Source organism: Micromonospora sp. NPDC018662 (genome assembly GCF_044391475.1).
Taxonomy (GTDB): Bacteria; Actinomycetota; Actinomycetes; order Mycobacteriales; family Micromonosporaceae; genus Micromonospora.
Map to the genome: position 1 here is coordinate 1 of NZ_JBISAC010000022.1, position 17302 is coordinate 17302.

The 17302-nt window shown below is 74.8% G+C and carries 17 protein-coding genes and 5 tRNA genes; 10 read left to right on the forward strand and 12 right to left on the reverse strand.

Annotated elements, in window-relative coordinates; all coding sequences use genetic code 11:
• The first annotated feature begins 358 nt into the window (after positions 1-358).
• Positions 359-910, forward strand: a complete 552-nt coding sequence (locus ACH495_RS31420; RefSeq protein WP_396861345.1) for a hypothetical protein — start codon at positions 359-361, stop codon at positions 908-910.
• A 51-nt stretch (positions 911-961) separates the two neighbouring features.
• On the opposite strand, the gene ACH495_RS31425 is transcribed toward ACH495_RS31420, so the two are convergent.
• The 3 genes from ACH495_RS31425 to ACH495_RS31435 all read right to left on the reverse strand — a co-directional run bounded on the left by ACH495_RS31425 (position 962) and on the right by ACH495_RS31435 (position 2939).
• The gene (locus ACH495_RS31425) at positions 962-2605 is read right to left on the reverse strand and encodes a PKD domain-containing protein (RefSeq protein ID WP_396861346.1); all 1644 of its coding nucleotides are present in this window, start codon (positions 2603-2605) and stop codon (positions 962-964) included.
• A 176-nt stretch (positions 2606-2781) separates the two neighbouring features.
• Positions 2782-2853: transfer RNA gene (locus tag ACH495_RS31430), tRNA-Val, on the reverse strand.
• A gap of 13 nt (positions 2854-2866) precedes the next feature.
• Positions 2867-2939 (reverse strand) — tRNA-Gly (locus tag ACH495_RS31435).
• Between the two features lie 149 nt (positions 2940-3088).
• On the opposite strand from ACH495_RS31435, the gene ACH495_RS31440 reads away from it, so the two are divergent.
• A complete protein-coding gene (locus ACH495_RS31440; RefSeq protein ID WP_396861347.1) occupies positions 3089-3331 on the forward strand; it encodes a DUF6458 family protein in 243 nt (80 codons plus the stop codon).
• 160 nt (positions 3332-3491) lie between these two features.
• On the opposite strand, the gene ACH495_RS31445 is transcribed toward ACH495_RS31440, so the two are convergent.
• The 3 genes from ACH495_RS31445 to ACH495_RS31455 all read right to left on the reverse strand — a co-directional run bounded on the left by ACH495_RS31445 (position 3492) and on the right by ACH495_RS31455 (position 3758).
• Positions 3492-3566: transfer RNA gene (locus ACH495_RS31445), tRNA-Val, on the reverse strand.
• 13 nt (positions 3567-3579) lie between these two features.
• Positions 3580-3650: transfer RNA gene (locus tag ACH495_RS31450), tRNA-Cys, on the reverse strand.
• Between the two features lie 35 nt (positions 3651-3685).
• Positions 3686-3758: transfer RNA gene (locus tag ACH495_RS31455), tRNA-Gly, on the reverse strand.
• A gap of 273 nt (positions 3759-4031) precedes the next feature.
• Between ACH495_RS31455 and ACH495_RS31460 the strand changes: the two genes are divergently transcribed.
• On the forward strand, positions 4032-4634 hold the full coding sequence (locus ACH495_RS31460) for a TetR/AcrR family transcriptional regulator (RefSeq protein ID WP_396861348.1): 603 nt from the start codon (positions 4032-4034) through the stop codon (positions 4632-4634).
• On the opposite strand, the gene ACH495_RS31465 is transcribed toward ACH495_RS31460, so the two are convergent.
• Entirely contained in the window at positions 4555-5784 is a 1230-nt protein-coding gene (locus ACH495_RS31465; RefSeq protein ID WP_396861349.1) for an alkane 1-monooxygenase, read from the reverse strand. The two genes, ACH495_RS31460 and ACH495_RS31465, sit on opposite strands and share 80 nt — an antisense overlap.
• Before the next feature lie 284 nt (positions 5785-6068).
• On the opposite strand from ACH495_RS31465, the gene ACH495_RS31470 reads away from it, so the two are divergent.
• On the forward strand, positions 6069-7430 hold the full coding sequence (locus tag ACH495_RS31470; protein WP_396861350.1) for a glycosyltransferase family 2 protein: 1362 nt from the start codon (positions 6069-6071) through the stop codon (positions 7428-7430).
• 6 nt (positions 7431-7436) lie between these two features.
• Here ACH495_RS31470 and ACH495_RS31475 read toward each other — a convergent pair whose 3' ends face one another.
• Positions 7437-8279 carry a hypothetical protein gene (locus ACH495_RS31475; protein WP_396861351.1) on the reverse strand — a complete coding sequence of 281 codons (843 nt, stop codon included), beginning with the start codon at positions 8277-8279 and terminating at the stop codon, positions 7437-7439.
• Positions 8280-8456: 177 nt separating this feature from the next.
• Here ACH495_RS31475 and ACH495_RS31480 point away from each other — a divergent pair, with 177 nt between their 5' ends.
• From ACH495_RS31480 to ACH495_RS31490, 3 genes are all read left to right on the forward strand, one after another.
• A complete protein-coding gene (locus ACH495_RS31480) occupies positions 8457-9128 on the forward strand; it encodes a class I SAM-dependent methyltransferase (RefSeq protein ID WP_396861352.1) in 672 nt (223 codons plus the stop codon).
• A 117-nt stretch (positions 9129-9245) separates the two neighbouring features.
• A complete protein-coding gene (locus tag ACH495_RS31485) occupies positions 9246-10178 on the forward strand; it encodes an ABC transporter ATP-binding protein (RefSeq protein ID WP_396861353.1) in 933 nt (310 codons plus the stop codon).
• Positions 10175-10996: an ABC transporter permease gene (locus ACH495_RS31490; RefSeq protein WP_396861354.1), complete on the forward strand. Its 822-nt coding sequence runs from the start codon at positions 10175-10177 to the stop codon at positions 10994-10996. The genes ACH495_RS31485 and ACH495_RS31490 overlap by 4 nt, the downstream gene beginning before the upstream one ends.
• Positions 10997-11020: 24 nt before the next feature.
• On the opposite strand, the gene ACH495_RS31495 is transcribed toward ACH495_RS31490, so the two are convergent.
• The 4 genes from ACH495_RS31495 to ACH495_RS31510 all read right to left on the reverse strand — a co-directional run bounded on the left by ACH495_RS31495 (position 11021) and on the right by ACH495_RS31510 (position 15291).
• Positions 11021-11698 (reverse strand): response regulator, encoded by a 678-nt coding sequence (locus ACH495_RS31495; protein ID WP_396861355.1) that lies wholly within the window; start codon positions 11696-11698, stop codon positions 11021-11023.
• Positions 11695-13260, reverse strand: coding sequence for a sensor histidine kinase (locus ACH495_RS31500; protein WP_396861356.1), 1566 nt, complete (start codon positions 13258-13260; stop codon positions 11695-11697). The genes ACH495_RS31495 and ACH495_RS31500 overlap by 4 nt, the downstream gene beginning before the upstream one ends.
• A 118-nt stretch (positions 13261-13378) precedes the next feature.
• Positions 13379-14107 (reverse strand): dethiobiotin synthase, encoded by a 729-nt coding sequence (gene bioD / locus ACH495_RS31505; protein ID WP_396861357.1) that lies wholly within the window; start codon positions 14105-14107, stop codon positions 13379-13381.
• Complete coding sequence (locus ACH495_RS31510; RefSeq protein ID WP_396861358.1) at positions 14104-15291, reverse strand: 8-amino-7-oxononanoate synthase; 1188 nt, start codon at positions 15289-15291, stop codon at positions 14104-14106. The genes bioD and ACH495_RS31510 overlap by 4 nt, the downstream gene beginning before the upstream one ends.
• 156 nt (positions 15292-15447) lie before the next feature.
• Here ACH495_RS31510 and bioB point away from each other — a divergent pair, with 156 nt between their 5' ends.
• From bioB to ACH495_RS31525, 3 genes are read left to right on the forward strand one after another with little or no spacing between them, the layout of a single operon-like run.
• On the forward strand, positions 15448-16443 hold the full coding sequence (bioB, locus tag ACH495_RS31515; RefSeq protein WP_396861359.1) for a biotin synthase BioB: 996 nt from the start codon (positions 15448-15450) through the stop codon (positions 16441-16443).
• Positions 16444-16447: 4 nt separating this feature from the next.
• A complete protein-coding gene (locus ACH495_RS31520) occupies positions 16448-16672 on the forward strand; it encodes a hypothetical protein (RefSeq protein WP_396861360.1) in 225 nt (74 codons plus the stop codon).
• A gap of 4 nt (positions 16673-16676) precedes the next feature.
• On the forward strand, positions 16677-17183 hold the full coding sequence (locus tag ACH495_RS31525) for a GNAT family N-acetyltransferase (RefSeq protein ID WP_396861361.1): 507 nt from the start codon (positions 16677-16679) through the stop codon (positions 17181-17183).
• Positions 17184-17302 lie beyond the last annotated feature (119 nt).

Genomic DNA, 17302 nt, shown 5'->3' on the forward strand with positions numbered 1-17302 from the left:
CAACACCCCCCGGATCATCCGAACGACAGGGGCAGGAAGTCATACCGGGCCGGGCGACCGAGGGTCCCCGGCTGGGGACGATCAAAAAGGTAACGTGGTGGGGGGCACGCTGGCGGCGGAATGGGCCGGGGGCGGGCGGTGTTGTATCCGGGTGCACGGCCGAGGAAGGCGAGCGCACCACCCCCGCGCCGCCAACCCCCCGGGAATGACGGTGGGGGCCCGGTCGTTGCACACAGTCCCGGCGCCGCGAAGAGGCCCCGCCCCGCGAGCCAAGCCGGAACCCCCGAGAACGTTGTTGAGCGCCTGACGGTGCCCGCACCCATCCCCGGGTGTGTTGACCCCCGAATGGAGCCCCCTCATGAACACGATCCTGCGCAAGAGCATCCTCGGTGTCGCTGGTCTCGCGTTCACCGGTGGTGTGTTCGCCGGCCCGATCGCCGCCCACGCCGACACCCCCGCGCACGCCGCCCCGGCCAAGGCCGCCGCCGCTGCGGTGCAGGGTGAGCAGTCGACGATCCCGCTGAACGACGAGCAGACCGCGAATGCCAAGGCGATCATCGCGGCGACGAAGAAGGCCGGCCTGCCGGAGCGGGCGGCGGTCATCTCGATCGCGACGAGCCTGCAGGAGTCGAAGCTGGAGAACCTGGGTCACCTCGGCGACAAGAACGATCACGACTCGCTGGGTCTGTTCCAGCAGCGCCCGTCCAGTGGGTGGGGCAGCCCGGAGCAGATCACCGACCCGGAGTACTCGACCCTGGCGTTCCTGAAGGGTCTGAAGCAGGTCGACGGCTGGCAGGACATGCCGCTGACCAAGGCCGCCCAGACCGTGCAGGTGTCGGCCTACCCGGACGCGTACGCGCAGTGGGAGAAGCAGGCCACCGACCTCGTCAACCAGCACTGGACCAAGTAAGACACCGAAGGCCGGCACCCGGAAAGGGTGCCGGCCTTCACGCGTACCCGATCAAGGGGTCAGGACGAACGTCCACGTGGTGGTGGTCGTGCTCGCCGCGGCGCCCGTCGCGGCGAGCCCGCCGTAGCTGCCCACCGGGACGCTGCTCGCCGAGTCGGCCAGCAGGCCGGTCACCCGGCCGCCACCGGTCTGCGAACTGTTGCTGCGGACCGCGACGCCGGCCGGCGGGGTGAGCGCGGTGGAGGCCGCGTCACCGTGCAGCCAGTACGACACGGCCCAGCTCTGCGCGGCGGTCACCGGCGCGAACGGGGTGATCCGCGTGGCGGTGCTGGCCGGGTCGGTGGCCCGGGCGAAGACGGGCGCGCCCGGCGCGACCCCCCGGTACGCGGCCACCACCAGGTTGGCCTTCGCCTGGCTGTCCAGCGCCACCCGCACCGCCGTGCCCGCGTCCCCGGCGGTCGCGGTCTTCCACCAGGCGGTGGTGGTGGCGTAGCCGCCGTCGAACCGGTCGAGGCGCGTCCAGCCGGTCACCCCGGTCGGCTCGCCGGTGCCGGTGTGGGTGTTCTGGCCGAGCAGGAGCAGCAGCGTGTCGCCGGGCTGCACACCGGACGGGACGGTCACCGTGTGGCTGGTCCAGTTGGCGTTCGCGGTGGCCTGCCCGACGAACGAGATCCGTTCCGGCACCGGCGCGACGGTGACGTCGACGGTCGCGGTGCCGGTGGCGCCCCGGTCGTCGGTGACCGTCAGCGTGACCGGATAGGTGCCGGCCGCGGCGTACGTGTGGGAGGTGGTCGGCACGGAGACGGTGTCGGCGTCGGACCCGTCGCCGAAGTCCCACCGGTGGTCCTGGACCGCGCCGTCGGCGTCGGTGGAGCCGGCGCCGGAGAACGTGCACACCAGCCCGGAACAGGACGGTGCCAGGTGGGCCACCGGCGCCTGGTTGGCCGGCCCGCCGGCGCCCTTGAGGATCTTCACGTAGTCGATGTCACCGGCGAAGTAGTCGCAGGTCACCTTCGTACCGTCGCACTGGCTCTTGCCGCCCACAGAGAGCTGCCACGAGTTGGCGATGGTGCCGGTCGGCCCGGTCAGCCGGCTGGTGCGCACGCCGTCGACGTACATCTCCACGTACGTGGCGGTGCGGTTGCACGTCACGGTGTGCCACTGGCCGTCGGCGATCGGCACGTCGGTGTAACCGGTGCGGGAGGCGCCGTCGCCGCCGCGGAACAGGCACTTCGGCTTGCCGCCCGGCGCCTCGAACTTCCAGTAGCCGCCGGCGGTGTTCCCCTGTCCCTTCTGGAGGATGTTGCCGAACGAGTACGTCGTGCGGTAGCGGATGGTCACCGAGAAGTCCCCGGCGTCCGGGTTGAGGTCGGTGCTGTGCGGCACCAGGTCCACGTGGCCCGGCACGTACTCCTGGTCGGTGGGCAGGTGGGTGGCGAACCGGTGCCCGGTGGCCCCGGCGTAGAGCGCGCCGGTGACCACCTCGCCGCCGATCGCGCCGTGCCGGCCGCTGCCGCTGCTGTCCGTCAGCACTGTCGACGACGCCGGCTCGTCCATGCTCCAGAACGCCACGGTCCGGGTCGCGGTGGCCTGCGCGGGCGCGCCGCCCACCGTCACCCCGGCCGCCGCGACGACCGCCGCCACGCCCACCCGGGCGGCCGTCCGCCGCCATCGTCCCTGCCCGATCGTCCGCATGTGACCGCCTCCCTGCGTGTCGGGCCTCACCCTGACACGCGGCGGGTCGGCGGCCCATAACCCGCACGGTGGATCTTTACCGGGCCCTCGGGGCCGGTGGGTGACCGATGTGGCCGGTGCCGGCCGCCGGCGGGAGACGCCTACCGGTCGACCGGTGGCAGAAGGGTGATCTTCGGTGGGCGATACTGGGTTTGAACCAGTGACCTCTTCCGTGTCAAGGAAGCGCGCTCCCACTGCGCCAATCGCCCGGGGCAGTTCGCGAGCGGACGACGGGATTCGAACCCGCGACCCTCACCTTGGCAAGGTGATGCGCTACCAGCTGCGCTACGTCCGCATCGTCGCCGGCTCGCGTCGGCGACGGGGGAAACTCTACCCGATGCCAAGATCGCCCTGCGGCAGCCCCCCGGGGAACCGCGGTTGCGCTGCTCACCGCCGGGGTACTGACCGACGCGACAGCACAATCACCCCCTGAAGGAGGCTGTCGTGGGTATCGGTACGAGCATCTTCCTGATCGCGGTCGGCGCGATCCTCACGTTCGCGCTGAACGCCAACGTCGGCGGCGTCGACCTCGACGTCGTCGGCTGGATCCTGATGGCGGCCGGCGTGCTCGGCCTGGTCATGACCACCCTGGTCTGGGGCCGTCGCCGCCAGGTGGTCACCACCGTCGACCAGCCGGTGGAGTATCGCCGGGTCGAGGAGCGCCGGGACGTCGCCCCGCCGATGTGATCCGATCGCACCCGGGGGCCGACGGAGCTGATCGGTCCCCGGCTCGGGCGGGGGCGCCGCTGGGTGTCCCCGTCCGGGTAGCCGGGCCAGCGCATGCTGGTCCGGGTGCTCCCCGAACGACGAGAAAGGCCGTGTCGAGTGATCGACACGGCCTTTCCGATGGTGGGCGATACTGGGTTTGAACCAGTGACCTCTTCCGTGTCAAGGAAGCGCGCTCCCACTGCGCCAATCGCCCTCGTCAACTGCCGAGGTGGAGACGGGATTTGAACCCGTGTACACGGCTTTGCAGGCCGTTGCCTCGCCTCTCGGCCACTCCACCGAGGTTGCCCCCGAACTGCGTGGCGGCATTCTCCGAGCGGACGACGGGATTCGAACCCGCGACCCTCACCTTGGCAAGGTGATGCGCTACCAGCTGCGCTACGTCCGCACGCCCCCGGCGTTTCCCGGTGACGGATGAGAACTTTAGCCGAGTGCGGGAACGTTGCCAAATCGGATCCCCCTCCGGGCGCGTCCGGAGGAGCGGTGCGCGATCTCCAGTGGGCTTCCTAGGAGCCTGGGTAATAGGGTGACCGGGTGGATCACAGGCGCGCCCACCTGCGGATCCTGATCACCGGCCGAGTGTCTGGCATCCGACTGTCCCATCGCCGACCGGCCGGTCCGGTAACTCCTCGTGGTCATTCGGATGGGCTACGGTAACGGCGTGACGAGACGAGCCGCCGAGATCCGCCTGGACGCGCTGCTGCGTACGGCCTGCGAGGTGATCGCGGAACGAGGGCTCGCCAACACGCGTACCGCCGACGTGGCGGAGGCCGCCGGGGTCAGCCAGGCGCTGGTCTTCTACCACTTCGCCACCAAGGACCGGCTGCTCGCGCAGGCGTTCGCGTACGCGGTCGAGCAGGATCTGGCCCGCCTCGACGCGGTGCTCCGCTCCTCCGCGTCGCCGCTGGCGAAGCTGCGCCGGATGCTCCGCCTCTACGCCCCGACCGGTCGGGCCGCCTCCTGGTCGATCTGGATCGACGGCTGGTCCGAGTCGCTGCGTACGCCGGAGTTGGAGAAGCTCTCCCGCCGCCTCGACCTGCGGTGGCGGCAGGACCTGGCGACGGTGATCGCCGACGGGGTCGCCGACGGCACCTTCACCTGCCCCGACCCGGCCGGCGCGGCCTGGCGGATCAGCGCCGTGATGGACGGCCTGGCGGTGCAGCTCTCGGTGCACGAACGGGTGATCACCCGCCGACAGATCGGCGACTGGATCCGCCTGGTCGCCGCCCGCGAGCTGAGCCTGGAACCCGGCCAGCTGGACTGAGCGCGCCGGCGGCCACGGCGCGGGCCAGGCGGGCGCGGGCCGGCGGGTGGACGTTCGCCGCGGCCAGGTCGCCCCGGTAGTGCGCCAGCACCCGGTGGTCCATGACCCGGCGCCAGACCGGCGGCAGCAGCGCGGCGACCACCATGGTGGCGTAGCCGGCCGGTAGCTGCGGCGAGGCGTCGAAGCTGCGCAGCGCCTGGTAGCGACGCAGCGGGTTGGCGTGGTGGTCGCTGTGCCGCTGGAGCTGGAACAGGAAGACGTTGGTGACGACGCGGTCGCTGTTCCAACTGTGCCGCGGGTCGACCTTCTCGTAGCGGCCGGCGGCGGTGCGCTGCCGGGCCAGCCCGTAGTGCTCCAGATAGTTGACGGCCTCCAGCAGGGAGAAGCCGACCACCGCCTGGAGCCCGAGGAAGACCAGCACGCCGGGGCCGAACACCACCGCCAGCACCGCGAAGAGCAGCGCGGTCATGGCCCAGGCGTTGAGCACCTCGTTGCGCCAGGTCCACGGGCTGCGCCCGCGCAGCCGGAAGCGGCCGGCCTCCAACCGCCAGGCCGAGCGCAGGCTACCGACGACGGTACGCGGCCAGAACGCCCAGAACGTCTCGCCGAGGCGCGAGCTGGCCGGATCCTCCGGCGTGGCGACGCGGGTGTGGTGGCCCCGGTTGTGCTCGACGTGGAAGTGCCCGTACCCGGTCGGCGCCAGCGCGATCTTCGACAGCCGGCGTTCCGCCCTCTCCCGCTTGTGCCCCAGTTCGTGGGCGGTGTTGATGGCGATGCCGTCGACCACCCCGACGGTGGCGACCAGGCCGGCGGCAGCCGCCCAGGAGAGCCGGCCGCCGGCCCACACCGCGCAGCACAGCACCAGCGCCGCGTACTGGGCGGGCAGGTAGAGGTAGGTGAGCCAGCGGTAGTAGCCGTCGGCCTGCAACGCCGGCACCGCCGCCTCGGGCGGGTTCGCCCGGTCGTCGCCGATCAGCAGGTCGACCATCGGGATGGCGCCGAACACCACCGCCGGGGTGAGCCACCAGGCCCAGCCGGAGCCGATGGTGTGCCAGAGCCACCACGCCAGGAACGGCAGCGCCGGCACGAGCAGCGCGAGCGGCCAGAGCGGCTTGCGGGGGTCCCGCCACGGCACGGTGTCGGTACGCATCGTCGGACTCCGATCGGTTGCTCCTGACCCGACTGTGTCAGCCGCCAACGTGTTTTACAAGAGGAAAGTTTTTGTAAAGCGAGCCACCCCTACCAACCCCTGCCTTCAGTGACTGCCACCTATGCGCACGGTTATCGTGAATCATCCTCATCACAGCGTTTTCCGGCCTCCACCCCCTGGCCGGCCCCCTCCCGCACGCCCGCGCCGGCGGTCCGCAACGAACCCGCCGCGCCAGTGGCCCCGGCGGCGCACGTCCGCCGCGGACCGACGAACGGAGATCACGCATGTCGTCGCAGACCCCCGGCTCCCCCGAGCTGACCGTGGTGATGCCGACCTACCAGGACCCACACTGCCTGGAACTGACCCTGCGGGCGCTGGCCCGCCAGACGCTGTCACCGGACCGCTTCGAGGTCGTCGTGGTGCGCGACGGCGGCTCACCCGACGGCTACCCGGAGGCGCTGGCCGCCGGCGCCGGCCTGCGCCTGCGGCTGGTCGAGCTGGCCGGCCGCCGCGGCCGCTCCGGCGTCCGCAACGAAGGGGTACGCCACGCCGCCGCGCCCCTGATCGTCTTCCTCGACGCCGACTCCTGGTCGACGCCCGACCTGCTGGAACGGCACCTGGCCCACCACCGCACGCCGGGCGCCGCCGAGGTGCTGATCGGTCGCCGGGACGACATCGGGCTGGCCCACCTGCCCGCCGTACTGCGCGACGAGCCGGCGGCCATCCCCCACATCTCGCCGTACGCCGGCGACATGCGCTTTCCCCCGGACGGCGTGCCGGACGAGCGCCGGGACTGGCTGGAGGTCGGCTGGGCGGTCGCCTACACGCACAACATCTCGCTGCCCCGGGAGCTGTTCGACCGGGCCGGCGGGTTCCGGGAGGAGTTCGCGCTCAGCTACGGCATGGAGGACATCGAGCTGTTCTACCGGGTGGACCAGGCCGGGGCGCGCTTCGAGTACGACGACGACGCCCGCGTCGTCCACCTGCCGCACCACCGCAACCTGGGCCGCAACTGGGCCGAGACGATGGCCAACACCCGCTCGGTCATGGCGCTCTACCCCTGCCTGGAGTGGGAGTTCCTCAGCGTCATCGTGGGCCCGGAGGCGGTCAAGCGGATCCTGTTCTACCGCGCCCTGGTGCGCGACTGCATCGCCCGGTCGGCCTGCGCGATCGGCCCCGCCGTGACCAGGCTCGCCGACCGGCTGCCCGGCCCCCGGGTGCTCTGGGTGGGCACCGGCAGCGCCGACGCCGGGCTGCCGGCGGAGGCGTTGACGTTCGACCACGGCGCACCGGTCGGGCCGACCAACTTCCACCTGATCGGGCTCGCCCCGCCACTGCCGCCGGGCAGTCTCGACGCGGTGGTCAGCGTGGACTTCTGGCGCTACCTGCTCTGGCCGGAGCTGTGCCAGTTCGTCAACGCGTCGCTGTTGCTGGCCGGCGAGGTGCACCTGGTCGCCACCGGGGAGAGCGCGCCGGAGATGTGCGCCGTCGACCCGGAGTCGCTGGCGTACCTGCACCGGTCACTGGCCGCCGAGTTCACCGTCGACCGGCAGGAGGTGCCGGGCCTGGGCGCGGTGCTGTCGCTGCGCCCGCCGCGGCCGACCGGCGCCGCACCCGCGTACGCGCAGGCCGCAGCCGCCGGCTGAGGCCGGTCACCGCCAGCGTCGCCGGGTCCGGCGCCGTTCGAACGACGGCGCCGGATCACCGGTGGGCTCCCCGGCGGGGCGGAGCAGGCGCCGCATCCGCAGCAACAGCCCGGCCCCGAGGAACAGCAGCAGCCCACCGAGCCCGAAGGCGGCCTGCACCACACCGAAGCCGCCGGTCTCGGCGACCGGCCGCCCGGCCGCGCCCGGCAGCGGCGGCTCGACCACCGTCGCCTCGGTGGACCCGTCCGCCGGCGGCTCCTCGGTGGGCGGCTCTTCGCTGGGCGGACCGCTCGGCTCGGCACTGGTCGGCGTCGGCTCCGGCGTCGGCCCGGCCGCCTCGCCCACCACCTGGCGCGAGGCGGTCCGCCGGGCCAGCAGCCGCAACTGCGGGTCGTACGCCTCGGCGGCGATGCTCACCCGGCCGCGCCCGACGTCCTCGGCGAACGCCACCCGGTAGCGGGCGGTCACGGTGCGCCCCGGGCAGAGCACGCCGGGGTCCAGCTCCCGGTCGGTCAACCGCGCGGTGTCCCCGTCGGTGCGGATCTCCAGCGGGAACGAGCCGGTCTCCTCCACCCGGTCCACCTTGACCTGGTCCAGCCGCAGGCCCTGCACCTGGAGCAGCATCGACCAGCGCACCTTGACGCAGTCGGAGCGGGCGCCCCGGTCGGAGCGGGAGACCACCGCGGAGAGCGTCTCCACCCGGTCGCCGCCGGTGAACTCGTCCGGCAGGCCGCTCAGCTCGGTGGAGAAGGCCGCCGCCGCCCCGGCCGGCGTGGCCCCGGCGTACCCGGAACCCGCCAGGCAGGTCATCACCAGCCCGATCCGCAGCGCGTGCCGCCACCCGCCCACCACGCCTCCTCACCTCGCTCGTGTCCACCCGCAACGCTAGGAGCGGTGCCGGCCGCCCGGTAGACGGGCGTGTTCGCACCCAACGTCAACATCGGGTGGCGGTTTCACCGACCGTGGTGAACCGGTCACGGCCGACCGCCGACACGCCCGGGATCGGCGGTGCGACACAATCTCCGGGTGTCCGAGCTGTCCGCCGCCTTCGTCCGGCTGCACGCCCGTCTCGCCCCGGTCGCGTTCGTCCCCGAGGTGCGCCTGCACCAGGCCGACGAGCCGATCGGTCTCTGGGAGCTGACCGAGGGCGAGTTCCGCAGCAGCCAGCCGCCGCCGTTCTGGGCCTTCGCCTGGGCCGGCGGGCAGGCGCTCGCCCGGTACGTGACCGACCACCCGGAGCTGGTCGCCGGCCGCCGGGTGCTCGACCTGGCCGCCGGCTCCGGCCTGGTCGCGATCGCCGCCGCCCGGGCCGGCGCCGCCGCCGTCCGGGCGGTCGAGGTGGACGAGCGGGCCGTCGCGGCCGTCGCGCTCAACGCCGAGGCCAACGGGGTACGCGTCGACGCCGAACTCGGCGACGTCCTCGACTCCGACGCCGGGGACGCCGAGGTGGTGCTGGCCGGCGACGTGTTCTACAGCGAGGCGATGGCCCGGCGGATGCTGCGCTTCCTGCTCCGGGCCGCCCGGTCCGGCGCGCGGGTGCTGGTGGGCGACCCGGACCGGGCGTTCCTGCCCCGCGAGCGCTTCCACGAACTGGCCGGGTACGACGTGCCGGTGCCGGAGGCGCTGGAGAGCGTCCGGGTGAAGCACACCCGGGTGTGGGAGCTGGACCCGAGCCCGCCCGGCGCCCGCCGCGGTTAGGCGGGGCCCCCGCCTCTACCGAATGCGTTAAGCGGGGGCCCCGCCTTACCAAAGTGAGGGTGGGTGGGTGCCGTTCGGTGGCGGTGGCACGCCCCGCCCGCCGCCTAGCGTCAGCGCATGATCACACTTCGTGGGTTGACGAAACGGTTCGGCGGGGTGACCGCCGTCGACGACCTGACCGTCGAGATCCGCCCCGGCCAGGTGACCGGGTTCCTCGGCCCCAACGGCGCCGGCAAGTCCACCACCATGCGGATGGTGCTCGGCCTGGACCGGCCCACCGCCGGAGCGGCCCTGGTCAACGGGCGCGCGTACCGCACGCTCAGGCACCCGCTGCACGAGGTCGGCGCGCTGCTCGACGCCACCGGCGTGCACCCGGCCCGCTCCGGCGTGGCGCACCTGCGGGCGATGGCGCGCAGCAACGGCGTACCGGCCCGGCGGGTGGCCGAGGTGCTCGACCTGGTCGGCCTGGACGCCCGGGCCGCCAGCAAGCCGGGCCGGGCGCTGTCGCTCGGCATGGGACAGCGGCTCGGCATCGCCGGCGCGCTGCTCGGCGATCCGCCGGTGCTGCTGCTCGACGAGCCGGTCAACGGCCTCGACCCGGACGGGGTGCGGTGGATCCGCGGGTTCACCCGCAGGCTCGCCGACGAGGGACGCACCGTGCTGATCTCCAGCCACCTGATGAGCGAGATGCAGCAGACCGCCGACCGGGTGGTGGTGCTCGGCCGCGGCCGGCTGGTCGCCGACGCGCCGCTGGCCGAGCTGATCGCCGCCCGGCCCGCCGCCTCGATCCGGGTACGCGGGCCGGAGCCGACCGCGCTCGCCGCGCTCGGCGAGCGACTGGCCGCCGAGGGCGCGACAGTCACCGCCGAACACGGCGGCCTCTCCGTGGCGGGCAGCACCGCCGGCCGGGTCGGCGACCTGGCGTACGAGCTGGGGGTGCGGCTGCACGAGCTGACCGCCGTCGCGCCCTCCCTGGAGGAGGCGTTCCTGGAACTGACCGCCGGCAGCGTCGAGTACGTCGCCGGCCCGACCCGAGGCGGAAACCGATGACCGCGCTGCCCACGCTCGAGGAGACCCGGCCGGCGTCCCGGCCCGCGCCGGCCGGCCACCCGCTCGCCGGCGCGGTGGCCGCCGAGTGGACCAAGCTCTGGTCGGTCCGCTCCACCTGGTGGACGCTGGTCGCGGCGCTCGTCACCATGACGGCCACCGCCGCCCAGCTCGCCATCTACGCGGTGAACGCGAACACCGACGACGACCCGACAGTGGACCCGGGCGTGCTGCCGGTCGGCGACGTGGTGGCCGGCTCGCTGGAGCTGACCCAGTTCGTCGTGCTGGCGCTCGGCCTGTTCGCGATCACCAGCGAGTTCGCCACCGGCACCATCCGCACCACGCTGCGCTGCACCCCGTCCCGGGGTCGGGTGCTGGCGGCCAAGGCGCTGGTGGTCGGCGCGGTGACGTTCGGCGTCGGGCTGCTGCTCGGCGCCGTCGGCGCGCTGGTGGCCCGGCCGGTGCTGGGCGAGTGGGGGCGGGCGCCACTGGGTGGGACCGTGGCGGACATCTTCGCCTGCGCGGCGTACCTGGCGCTGGTGAGCGTGCTGGCGCTCGGGCTCGCGGCGGCGCTGCGCGGCCCGGTGCTGACGCTGACCGTGCTCCTGGCGCTGCTGTACATCGTGCCGCTGTCGTTGCAGGAGCCGGACATCACGGTGCTCACCCGGATCGCCGACGCGTTCCCCGGGGTGGCGGGCGGTCACTTCCTGGCCGGTGACACCGAGCCCTACCCGGCGGTCGTGGGACTGCTGCTGCTCGCCGGTTGGACGGCCGCCGCGCTGGCGCTCGGCCGCTGGGCGCTGGCCCGGCGCGACGCCTGACCCGCCGGCACACCGCGGGGCTGGTCAGCCGGTGGGCGGGACCAGCCCCGCCTCGTACGCGAGGATCGCCGCCTGCACCCGGTTGCGCACGTCCAGCCGGGTGAAGACGCTGGTCAGGTAGCTCTTCACGGTGCCCTCGACCAGGTGCAGCCGGCGGGCGATCTCGGCGTTCGACAGTCCCGCCCCGACCAGCGCGAGCACCTCCCGCTCCCGGTCGGTCAGCCCGGCCAGCCGGTCCCGCGCGTACGGGCCGCGGGCCAGCCGGCCACCGCTCAGCTCGATGACCCGCCGGGCCACCCGCGGCGACAGGTACGCCCCGCCGTCGGCCACCGCGCGCACCCCGGCCAGCAGCTCCCGCGGGTCACCGGACTTGAGCAGGAAACCGGCGGCGCCGTGGCCGAGCGCGCGGGCGATCAGGTCGTCGTCGCCGAACGTGGTGAGCATGACCGCGGCGGTCTCCGGCACCAGGCGGCGGATCTGCGCCGCCGCGCTCAGCCCGTCGCAGCGGGGCATCCGGATGTCCAGCAACGCCACCCGGGGCCGGTGCGCGCGCACCAGCTCGACCGCGGCGTGGCCGTCACCGGCCTCGCCGACCACCTCGATGCCCGGGTCGGCGGCCAGGATCGCGCGCACCCCGGCGCGGACCATCGCCTCGTCGTCGGCGAGCACCAGCCGCAGCGGGCACCCGTGGTCGTCGGTCATTCCGCGATCCGCTCCTTGCTGGCCAGCCGGCCGTCGACGAAACACAGCCGCCAGGTCGGCGCCGCGAACGGGAAGTTGCCGTCGGTGTAGAACTCGCAGCCCGGGGTGGCGCCGGTCGGCGGCGGGTCGGCCTGCCGCCGGGGCAGCCCGAGCGTGTCGCGCTGCTCGCCCAGCCGCAGCCGCTCGTAGCCGGGCCGGTCGAGCACCGCGCCGGCGGTGGCGAGCGGGTAGTAGACCAGCGCGAGCGCCAGGGCCAGCCCGGCCGGGGCGCCGAACGCGACGAGCAGGCTGCGCCGGACCCGCCGCCGGGCCTCCCGCAGCCGCCGCGCCTCGTCGGCGGGCCGTCCGCCCTCGTGCGCCTCGCCGGGGCCGCCGACCGTCACCGGGTAGCCGTCGGGGCAGCCCTCGTCCGGCGGACGGTCGTCGCCCCGGGTGGCGGCGTCGGCCGCCGGGAGTCGGGCGGTGACCGCCCAGCCGCCGTCGCGGGGGCCGGCGTCCAGGGCGCCGCCGGCGAGGCGTACCCGCTCGCGCAGCGCCAGCAGGCCGGAGCCGTGCGACGCTGGCCCGGGCAGCGGGTCCGTCGGGGCCGGCGGGTTGACCACCTCGACCGTGACCGCGTCGGCGGCGCGGGCCACGGTGACCGTGACCGGGGCGCCCGGGGCGTAGCGGGCGGCGTTCGTCAGCGCCTCCCGGACCACCCGGTGCACGGCGTGCGCGACAAGCGGCGGCAGGCCGGGAAGGGCGTCGGCGGCCGGCCCGGCGCCCAGGTGCACGGTCATCCCGGCGTCGCGGGCGCCGTCGACGAGGTCGGCGACCGTCTCGCCGGGCGGACGCCGGGCCGGCTCCTCGCGCAGCACGCCGATCACCTCGTGCAGCCGCTCGGTCGCCGCGGCGACGCTGGCCCGCAACTCCCCCGCCTCCGCCCGGTGGGCAGGGGACAGCCCGGTCGCCAGCTCCAGCGCGCCCGCGCGCAGCGCGATGAGGCTCAGGTCGTGGCCGAGCGAGTCGTGCATGTCCTGGGCGATCCGGGCCCGCTCCCGCAGGCGTACCCGTTCCGCCGCGCTCCGGCGCTCCCGCTCGGCGTGCCGTCGCCCGGCCTCGGCGAGCGCCCGGTGCTGCCGCCGCAGCCGACCCAGCAGCCAGGGGAACACGCCGGCGAAGAGCAACACCGAGGCGAGCTGGAACCAGACTGCCGGCTCGGTGCCGAGCAGCCCGAGGTTGAGCCCGGTCCCGGTCACCGCGATGGCGGCGAACAGCGCTGCGGCCGGGGCGGCTCGGGCGCTGCGCAACCCCGCCAGATAGCCGAAGACCGGGATGGCGAACACCACGTTGCCGTCGACGAGCGAGCCGGCCACCACCGCCGACATCGCCGCGAGCGGCCACCGGCGGCTCACCGCCATCGCCGCGCCGAGCAGCGCCAGGACGCCGGCCAGCAGCGGCCCCTCGTGCGACCCCCACGGCGGGCTGAGTCGGGCGTACGTCACCGGTGCCGCGAGCACGGCCCAGAGCAGCAGGTCACCGGCTCGGCGACGGACCGTCGGGGACAGCGGGCGCAGTTCCACGGCGGTCACGCTACCCACGCCCGACCGGGCCGGACACCGACGAAGGTCAGGTACTCAGGGCGTTAAAAGGGGCCCCCGCCTCTACCGGAGGCGTTAAGAAGGGGCCCCGCCTTACCGCTCAGCCGCTCTCCTCGGCCCAGGCCCGCCAGTCGTCGAGCACGCCGTAGAGCGCCGGGGTGAGCCAGCCCGGCGCGGAGCGGCGGAACACCCCCGGGTCCATCCCGCCGGCACCGGCCGGCACCGCGCCGAGCAGGTTCGGCACCAGCTCGGACAGGTTCAGCCAGTGCACCAGCTCCGGCTCGGTCGGCCAGGCGCCGATCACCACGCCGGCCGGCACCGCCCGCCGCTCCAACGCCTCCAGCGTCAGCGCGGTGTGGTTGAGCGTGCCGAGCCCGGCCCGCGCCACCACCACCGCCGGCGCGCCCAGCGACACCGCCAGGTCGGCCACCGTCCAGGGCTCGCCGGACGGCCGCACCCCCATCGGCACGAGCAGCCCGCCGGCCCCCTCGATCAGCACCAGGTCGTGCTTGTCGGCCTCCTCGCGGACCGCGTCGACCGCGTTGTAGAGCTCCAGCGGCGGCAGCTCGGCGACCCGGGCCGCGGCGAGTGGGGCGAGCGGGTCCGGATAGCTGGCCAGCGTCCGGCCGGTGAGCGGGGCCGCCAGCCGGGTCACCGAGTCGACGTCGCCGGGCTCGCCGGTCGCCGTACCGGTCTGGCCGGGCTTGACCACCGCCACCCGCAGGCCGGCCGCCTGCGCGGCGGCGGCGACGGCGGCGGTCACCACGGTCTTGCCGATCCCGGTGTCGGTGCCGGTCACCAGCACCGCGCCGGCCCAGCCGTCGCTCATGAACCCTCCTCCGTCCGCGACTGCGGGGCTCGCGAACCCGGCGCGCTCACCGCGGCACACTCCACGACCACGTCCAGGGCCCGTTCGAAGTCCGCCCGGTCCACCCCGGCGCCGATGGTCAGGCGCAGTCGGGAGCGGCTGTCCGGCGTGGACGGCGGACGGAAGCAGCCGACCGCCACGCCCCGGTCGCGGCAGGCCGCCGCCCAGGCGGTCGCCGCCTCCGGCCCGGGCGCGGTCACCGACACCACTGCCGCGTCGGGGGCGGAGACGGACAGCCCGGCCGCGCCCAGCCGGCGTACCGCCAGCGCGACCCGGTCGGCCAGCTCGGCGCGGAGCGCGTCGCCGTCCCGGGCCAGCCGCACCGCGGCGCGCACCCCGGCCACCACCGCCGGCGGCGGCGCGGTGTCGAAGATGAACGTGCGGCCGGTCTCCACCAGGTGACGGATGAACTCGGCCGGCCCGGCGACGACGCCGCCGGCCCCACCGAGCGCCTTGGACAGGGTCGCGGTGACCACCACGTCGGGCGCGCCGGCCAGCCCGGCGGCGGCCACCCCGCCGGCCCCGGCCGGGCCGGTGACGCCGAGCGCGTGGGCGTCGTCGACGAGCAGCAGCGCACCGTGCCGGCGGGCCACCGCGTGCAGCTCCGCGAGCGGCGCCACGTCGCCGTCCACCGAGAAGACCGACTCGGTCACCACCACGGCCGGCCGGCCCGGCGCGGCGGCCAACGCGGCGGCCACCGCGGCCACGTCCGCGTGCGGCGTCACCAGCGTCTCGGCGCGGGAGATCCGGCAGCCGTCGATCAGCGAGGCGTGGTTGTGCGCGTCGGAGACGAGCAGCGTACGCGGCTGCGTCAGCCCCCGGACGGCGGCGAGGTTGGCCAGGTAGCCGGAGGAGAAGACCAGCGCCCGGTCGACGCCGAGCCAGTCGGCCAGGTCGTCCTCGAGCGCGTGGTGCAGATCGGTGGAGCCGCGCACCAGGCGCGACCCGGTGGCGCCCAGCCCGTACCGGGACAGGGCCGTCGCGGCGGCGGCGGTGACCTCCGGGTGGGCGGCCAGGCCGAGGTAGTCGTTGCCGGCCAGGTCGACCACGGCGTCGTCGGCCGCGCGCGGGCGCAGCGTGCGGGTCAGGCCCGCCGCGGCCCGCTGTTCGGCGCCACGGTCGAGAGCCGCCAGCCAGTCCGCCACCGCACCGTCCCCTCCCGCCGACCGCCCGCCCCGCCGGGCGCTTCCGCCGGGCGAAGTTACCACCCGGCCGGGCGGCCCCGGCGTGGCGCGGTCCCGGCTCGCCGGGCCGCTCACGACGGTTTCCCGCGCTTCCGACGGCCTGTTAGGTTACGAGCCATGCCAGAGATCCTCGACCAGGCCCGGACCCGGGTGCTGGAGAACGGCGTCGGCCTCGACGAGGCCGGCATCCTCGCCGTGCTGAACCTGCCCGACGAGCACCTGCCGGCCGCGCTCCAACTCGCCCACGAGGTCCGGATGCGGTGGTGCGGCCCGGAGGTCGAGGTCGAGGGCATCGTCTCGCTGAAGACCGGCGGCTGCCCGGAGGACTGCCACTTCTGCTCCCAGTCCGGGCTGTTCACCTCGCCGGTCCGGTCCGTCTGGCTGGACATCCCGGCGCTGGTCGAGGCCGCGAAGCAGACCGCCGCGACCGGGGCCACCGAGTTCTGCATCGTGGCCGCCGTGCGCGGCCCGGACGCCCGGCTGATGAAGCAGATGCGCGACGGCGTGGCCGCCATCCGTGAAGCGGTCGACATCCAGGTCGCCGCGTCGCTCGGCATGCTCACCCAGGAGCAGGTCGACGAGCTGGCCGAGATGGGCGTGCACCGCTACAACCACAACCTGGAGACCTGCCGCTCCTACTTCCCGAACGTGGTCACCACGCACTCGTGGGAGGAGCGCTGGGAGACGCTGCGGATGGTCCGCGAGTCGGGCATGGAGGTCTGCTGCGGCGGCATCCTCGGGCTCGGCGAGACGGTGGAGCAGCGCGCCGAGTTCGCCGCGCAGCTCGCCGAGCTGGACCCGCACGAGGTGCCGCTCAACTTCCTCAACCCGCGCCCGGGCACCCCGCTCGGCGACCGGCCGGTGGTCGAGGGCAAGGACGCGCTGCGGGCCATCGCCGCGTTCCGGCTCGCCATGCCGCGCACCATCCTCCGGTACGCGGGCGGCCGCGAGCTGACCCTCGGTGACCTCGGCACCCGGGACGGCCTGCTCGGCGGCATCAACGCGGTCATCGTCGGCAACTACCTGACCACGCTGGGCCGGCCGGCGACCGACGACCTGAAACTCCTGACCGACCTGAAGATGCCGGTGAAGGCGCTCTCGGCGACCCTGTGAGGCGATGGTGACCGAGCTGTTCGAGCCCGTGGCGCCGGCCGGCGCGGTGGCGCCCTGGTGCGACAGGTGTGGCGAGTCGGTGGCCGACGGCCCGCACCCGGCGTGCGCGGCGGCCCGGGCGTGGGAGCCGCCGCGCTGGTGCGCGCACTGCCGGCGGCGGATGAAGGTGCAGGTGGTGCCGGCCGGTTGGTCGGCGGTCTGTGTCGAGCACGGCGAGCGGCGGGGCTGAGGCGATGCTGCGGGGGCAGGCGGTGACGCTGCGGCCGGCGACGGACGCCGACGTGGCCGCGCTGGCCGCGATCCGGGCCACCCCGGAGGTGCGCCGCTGGTGGCGGGGCGGCGACGACCTGGCCGGGGCGGTCCGCGCCGACCTGGCCGACGAGGCGCTGACCGTCTACGCGATCGAGCACGAGGGTCGGCTGGTCGGCGCGATCCAGTGGTACGCCGAGACCGACCCCGACTACCGCCACGCCAGCATGGACATCTTCCTCGACCCCGAGGCGCGCGGCGCCGGCCTGGGCGGGGACGCGATCCGCACGCTGGCCCGGCACCTGGCCGACGAGTACGGCCACCACCGGTTCACCATCGACCCGGCGGCGGCGAACACGGCCGCGATCCGGGCGTACGCGAAGGTGGGGTTCCGCCCCGTGGGCATCATGCGCCGCTACGAGCGCGGCCCCGACGGGCGCTGGCACGACGCCCTCCTGATGGACCTGCTCGCCGAGGACCTGGCCGGCTGAGTCGGGGGGGGGGGGGGGGGGGGGGGGGGGGGGGGCGCCCGCCGGCCGCGGGGGCGGGGGGGGGGCCCCCCCCCCCCCCCCCCCCCCCCCCCCCCCCCCCCCCCCAAAAAACGATTAAA

Excerpts from the sequence above, each read along its gene's own strand:
- ACH495_RS31420 (WP_396861345.1), top strand. The coding sequence starts at position 359 with ATGAACACGATCCTGCGCAAGAGCATCCTCGGTGTCGCTGGTCTCGCG.
- ACH495_RS31425 (WP_396861346.1), bottom strand. The coding sequence starts at position 2,605 with ATGCGGACGATCGGGCAGGGACGATGGCGGCGGACGGCCGCCCGGGTG.
- ACH495_RS31465 (WP_396861349.1), bottom strand. The coding sequence starts at position 5,784 with ATGCGTACCGACACCGTGCCGTGGCGGGACCCCCGCAAGCCGCTCTGG.
- ACH495_RS31470 (WP_396861350.1), top strand. The coding sequence starts at position 6,069 with ATGTCGTCGCAGACCCCCGGCTCCCCCGAGCTGACCGTGGTGATGCCG.
- ACH495_RS31485 (WP_396861353.1), top strand. The coding sequence starts at position 9,246 with ATGATCACACTTCGTGGGTTGACGAAACGGTTCGGCGGGGTGACCGCC.
- ACH495_RS31490 (WP_396861354.1), top strand. The coding sequence starts at position 10,175 with ATGACCGCGCTGCCCACGCTCGAGGAGACCCGGCCGGCGTCCCGGCCC.
- ACH495_RS31495 (WP_396861355.1), bottom strand. The coding sequence starts at position 11,698 with ATGACCGACGACCACGGGTGCCCGCTGCGGCTGGTGCTCGCCGACGAC.
- bioD (WP_396861357.1), bottom strand. The coding sequence starts at position 14,107 with ATGAGCGACGGCTGGGCCGGCGCGGTGCTGGTGACCGGCACCGACACC.
- bioB (WP_396861359.1), top strand. The coding sequence starts at position 15,448 with ATGCCAGAGATCCTCGACCAGGCCCGGACCCGGGTGCTGGAGAACGGC.
- ACH495_RS31520 (WP_396861360.1), top strand. The coding sequence starts at position 16,448 with ATGGTGACCGAGCTGTTCGAGCCCGTGGCGCCGGCCGGCGCGGTGGCG.
- ACH495_RS31525 (WP_396861361.1), top strand. The coding sequence starts at position 16,677 with ATGCTGCGGGGGCAGGCGGTGACGCTGCGGCCGGCGACGGACGCCGAC.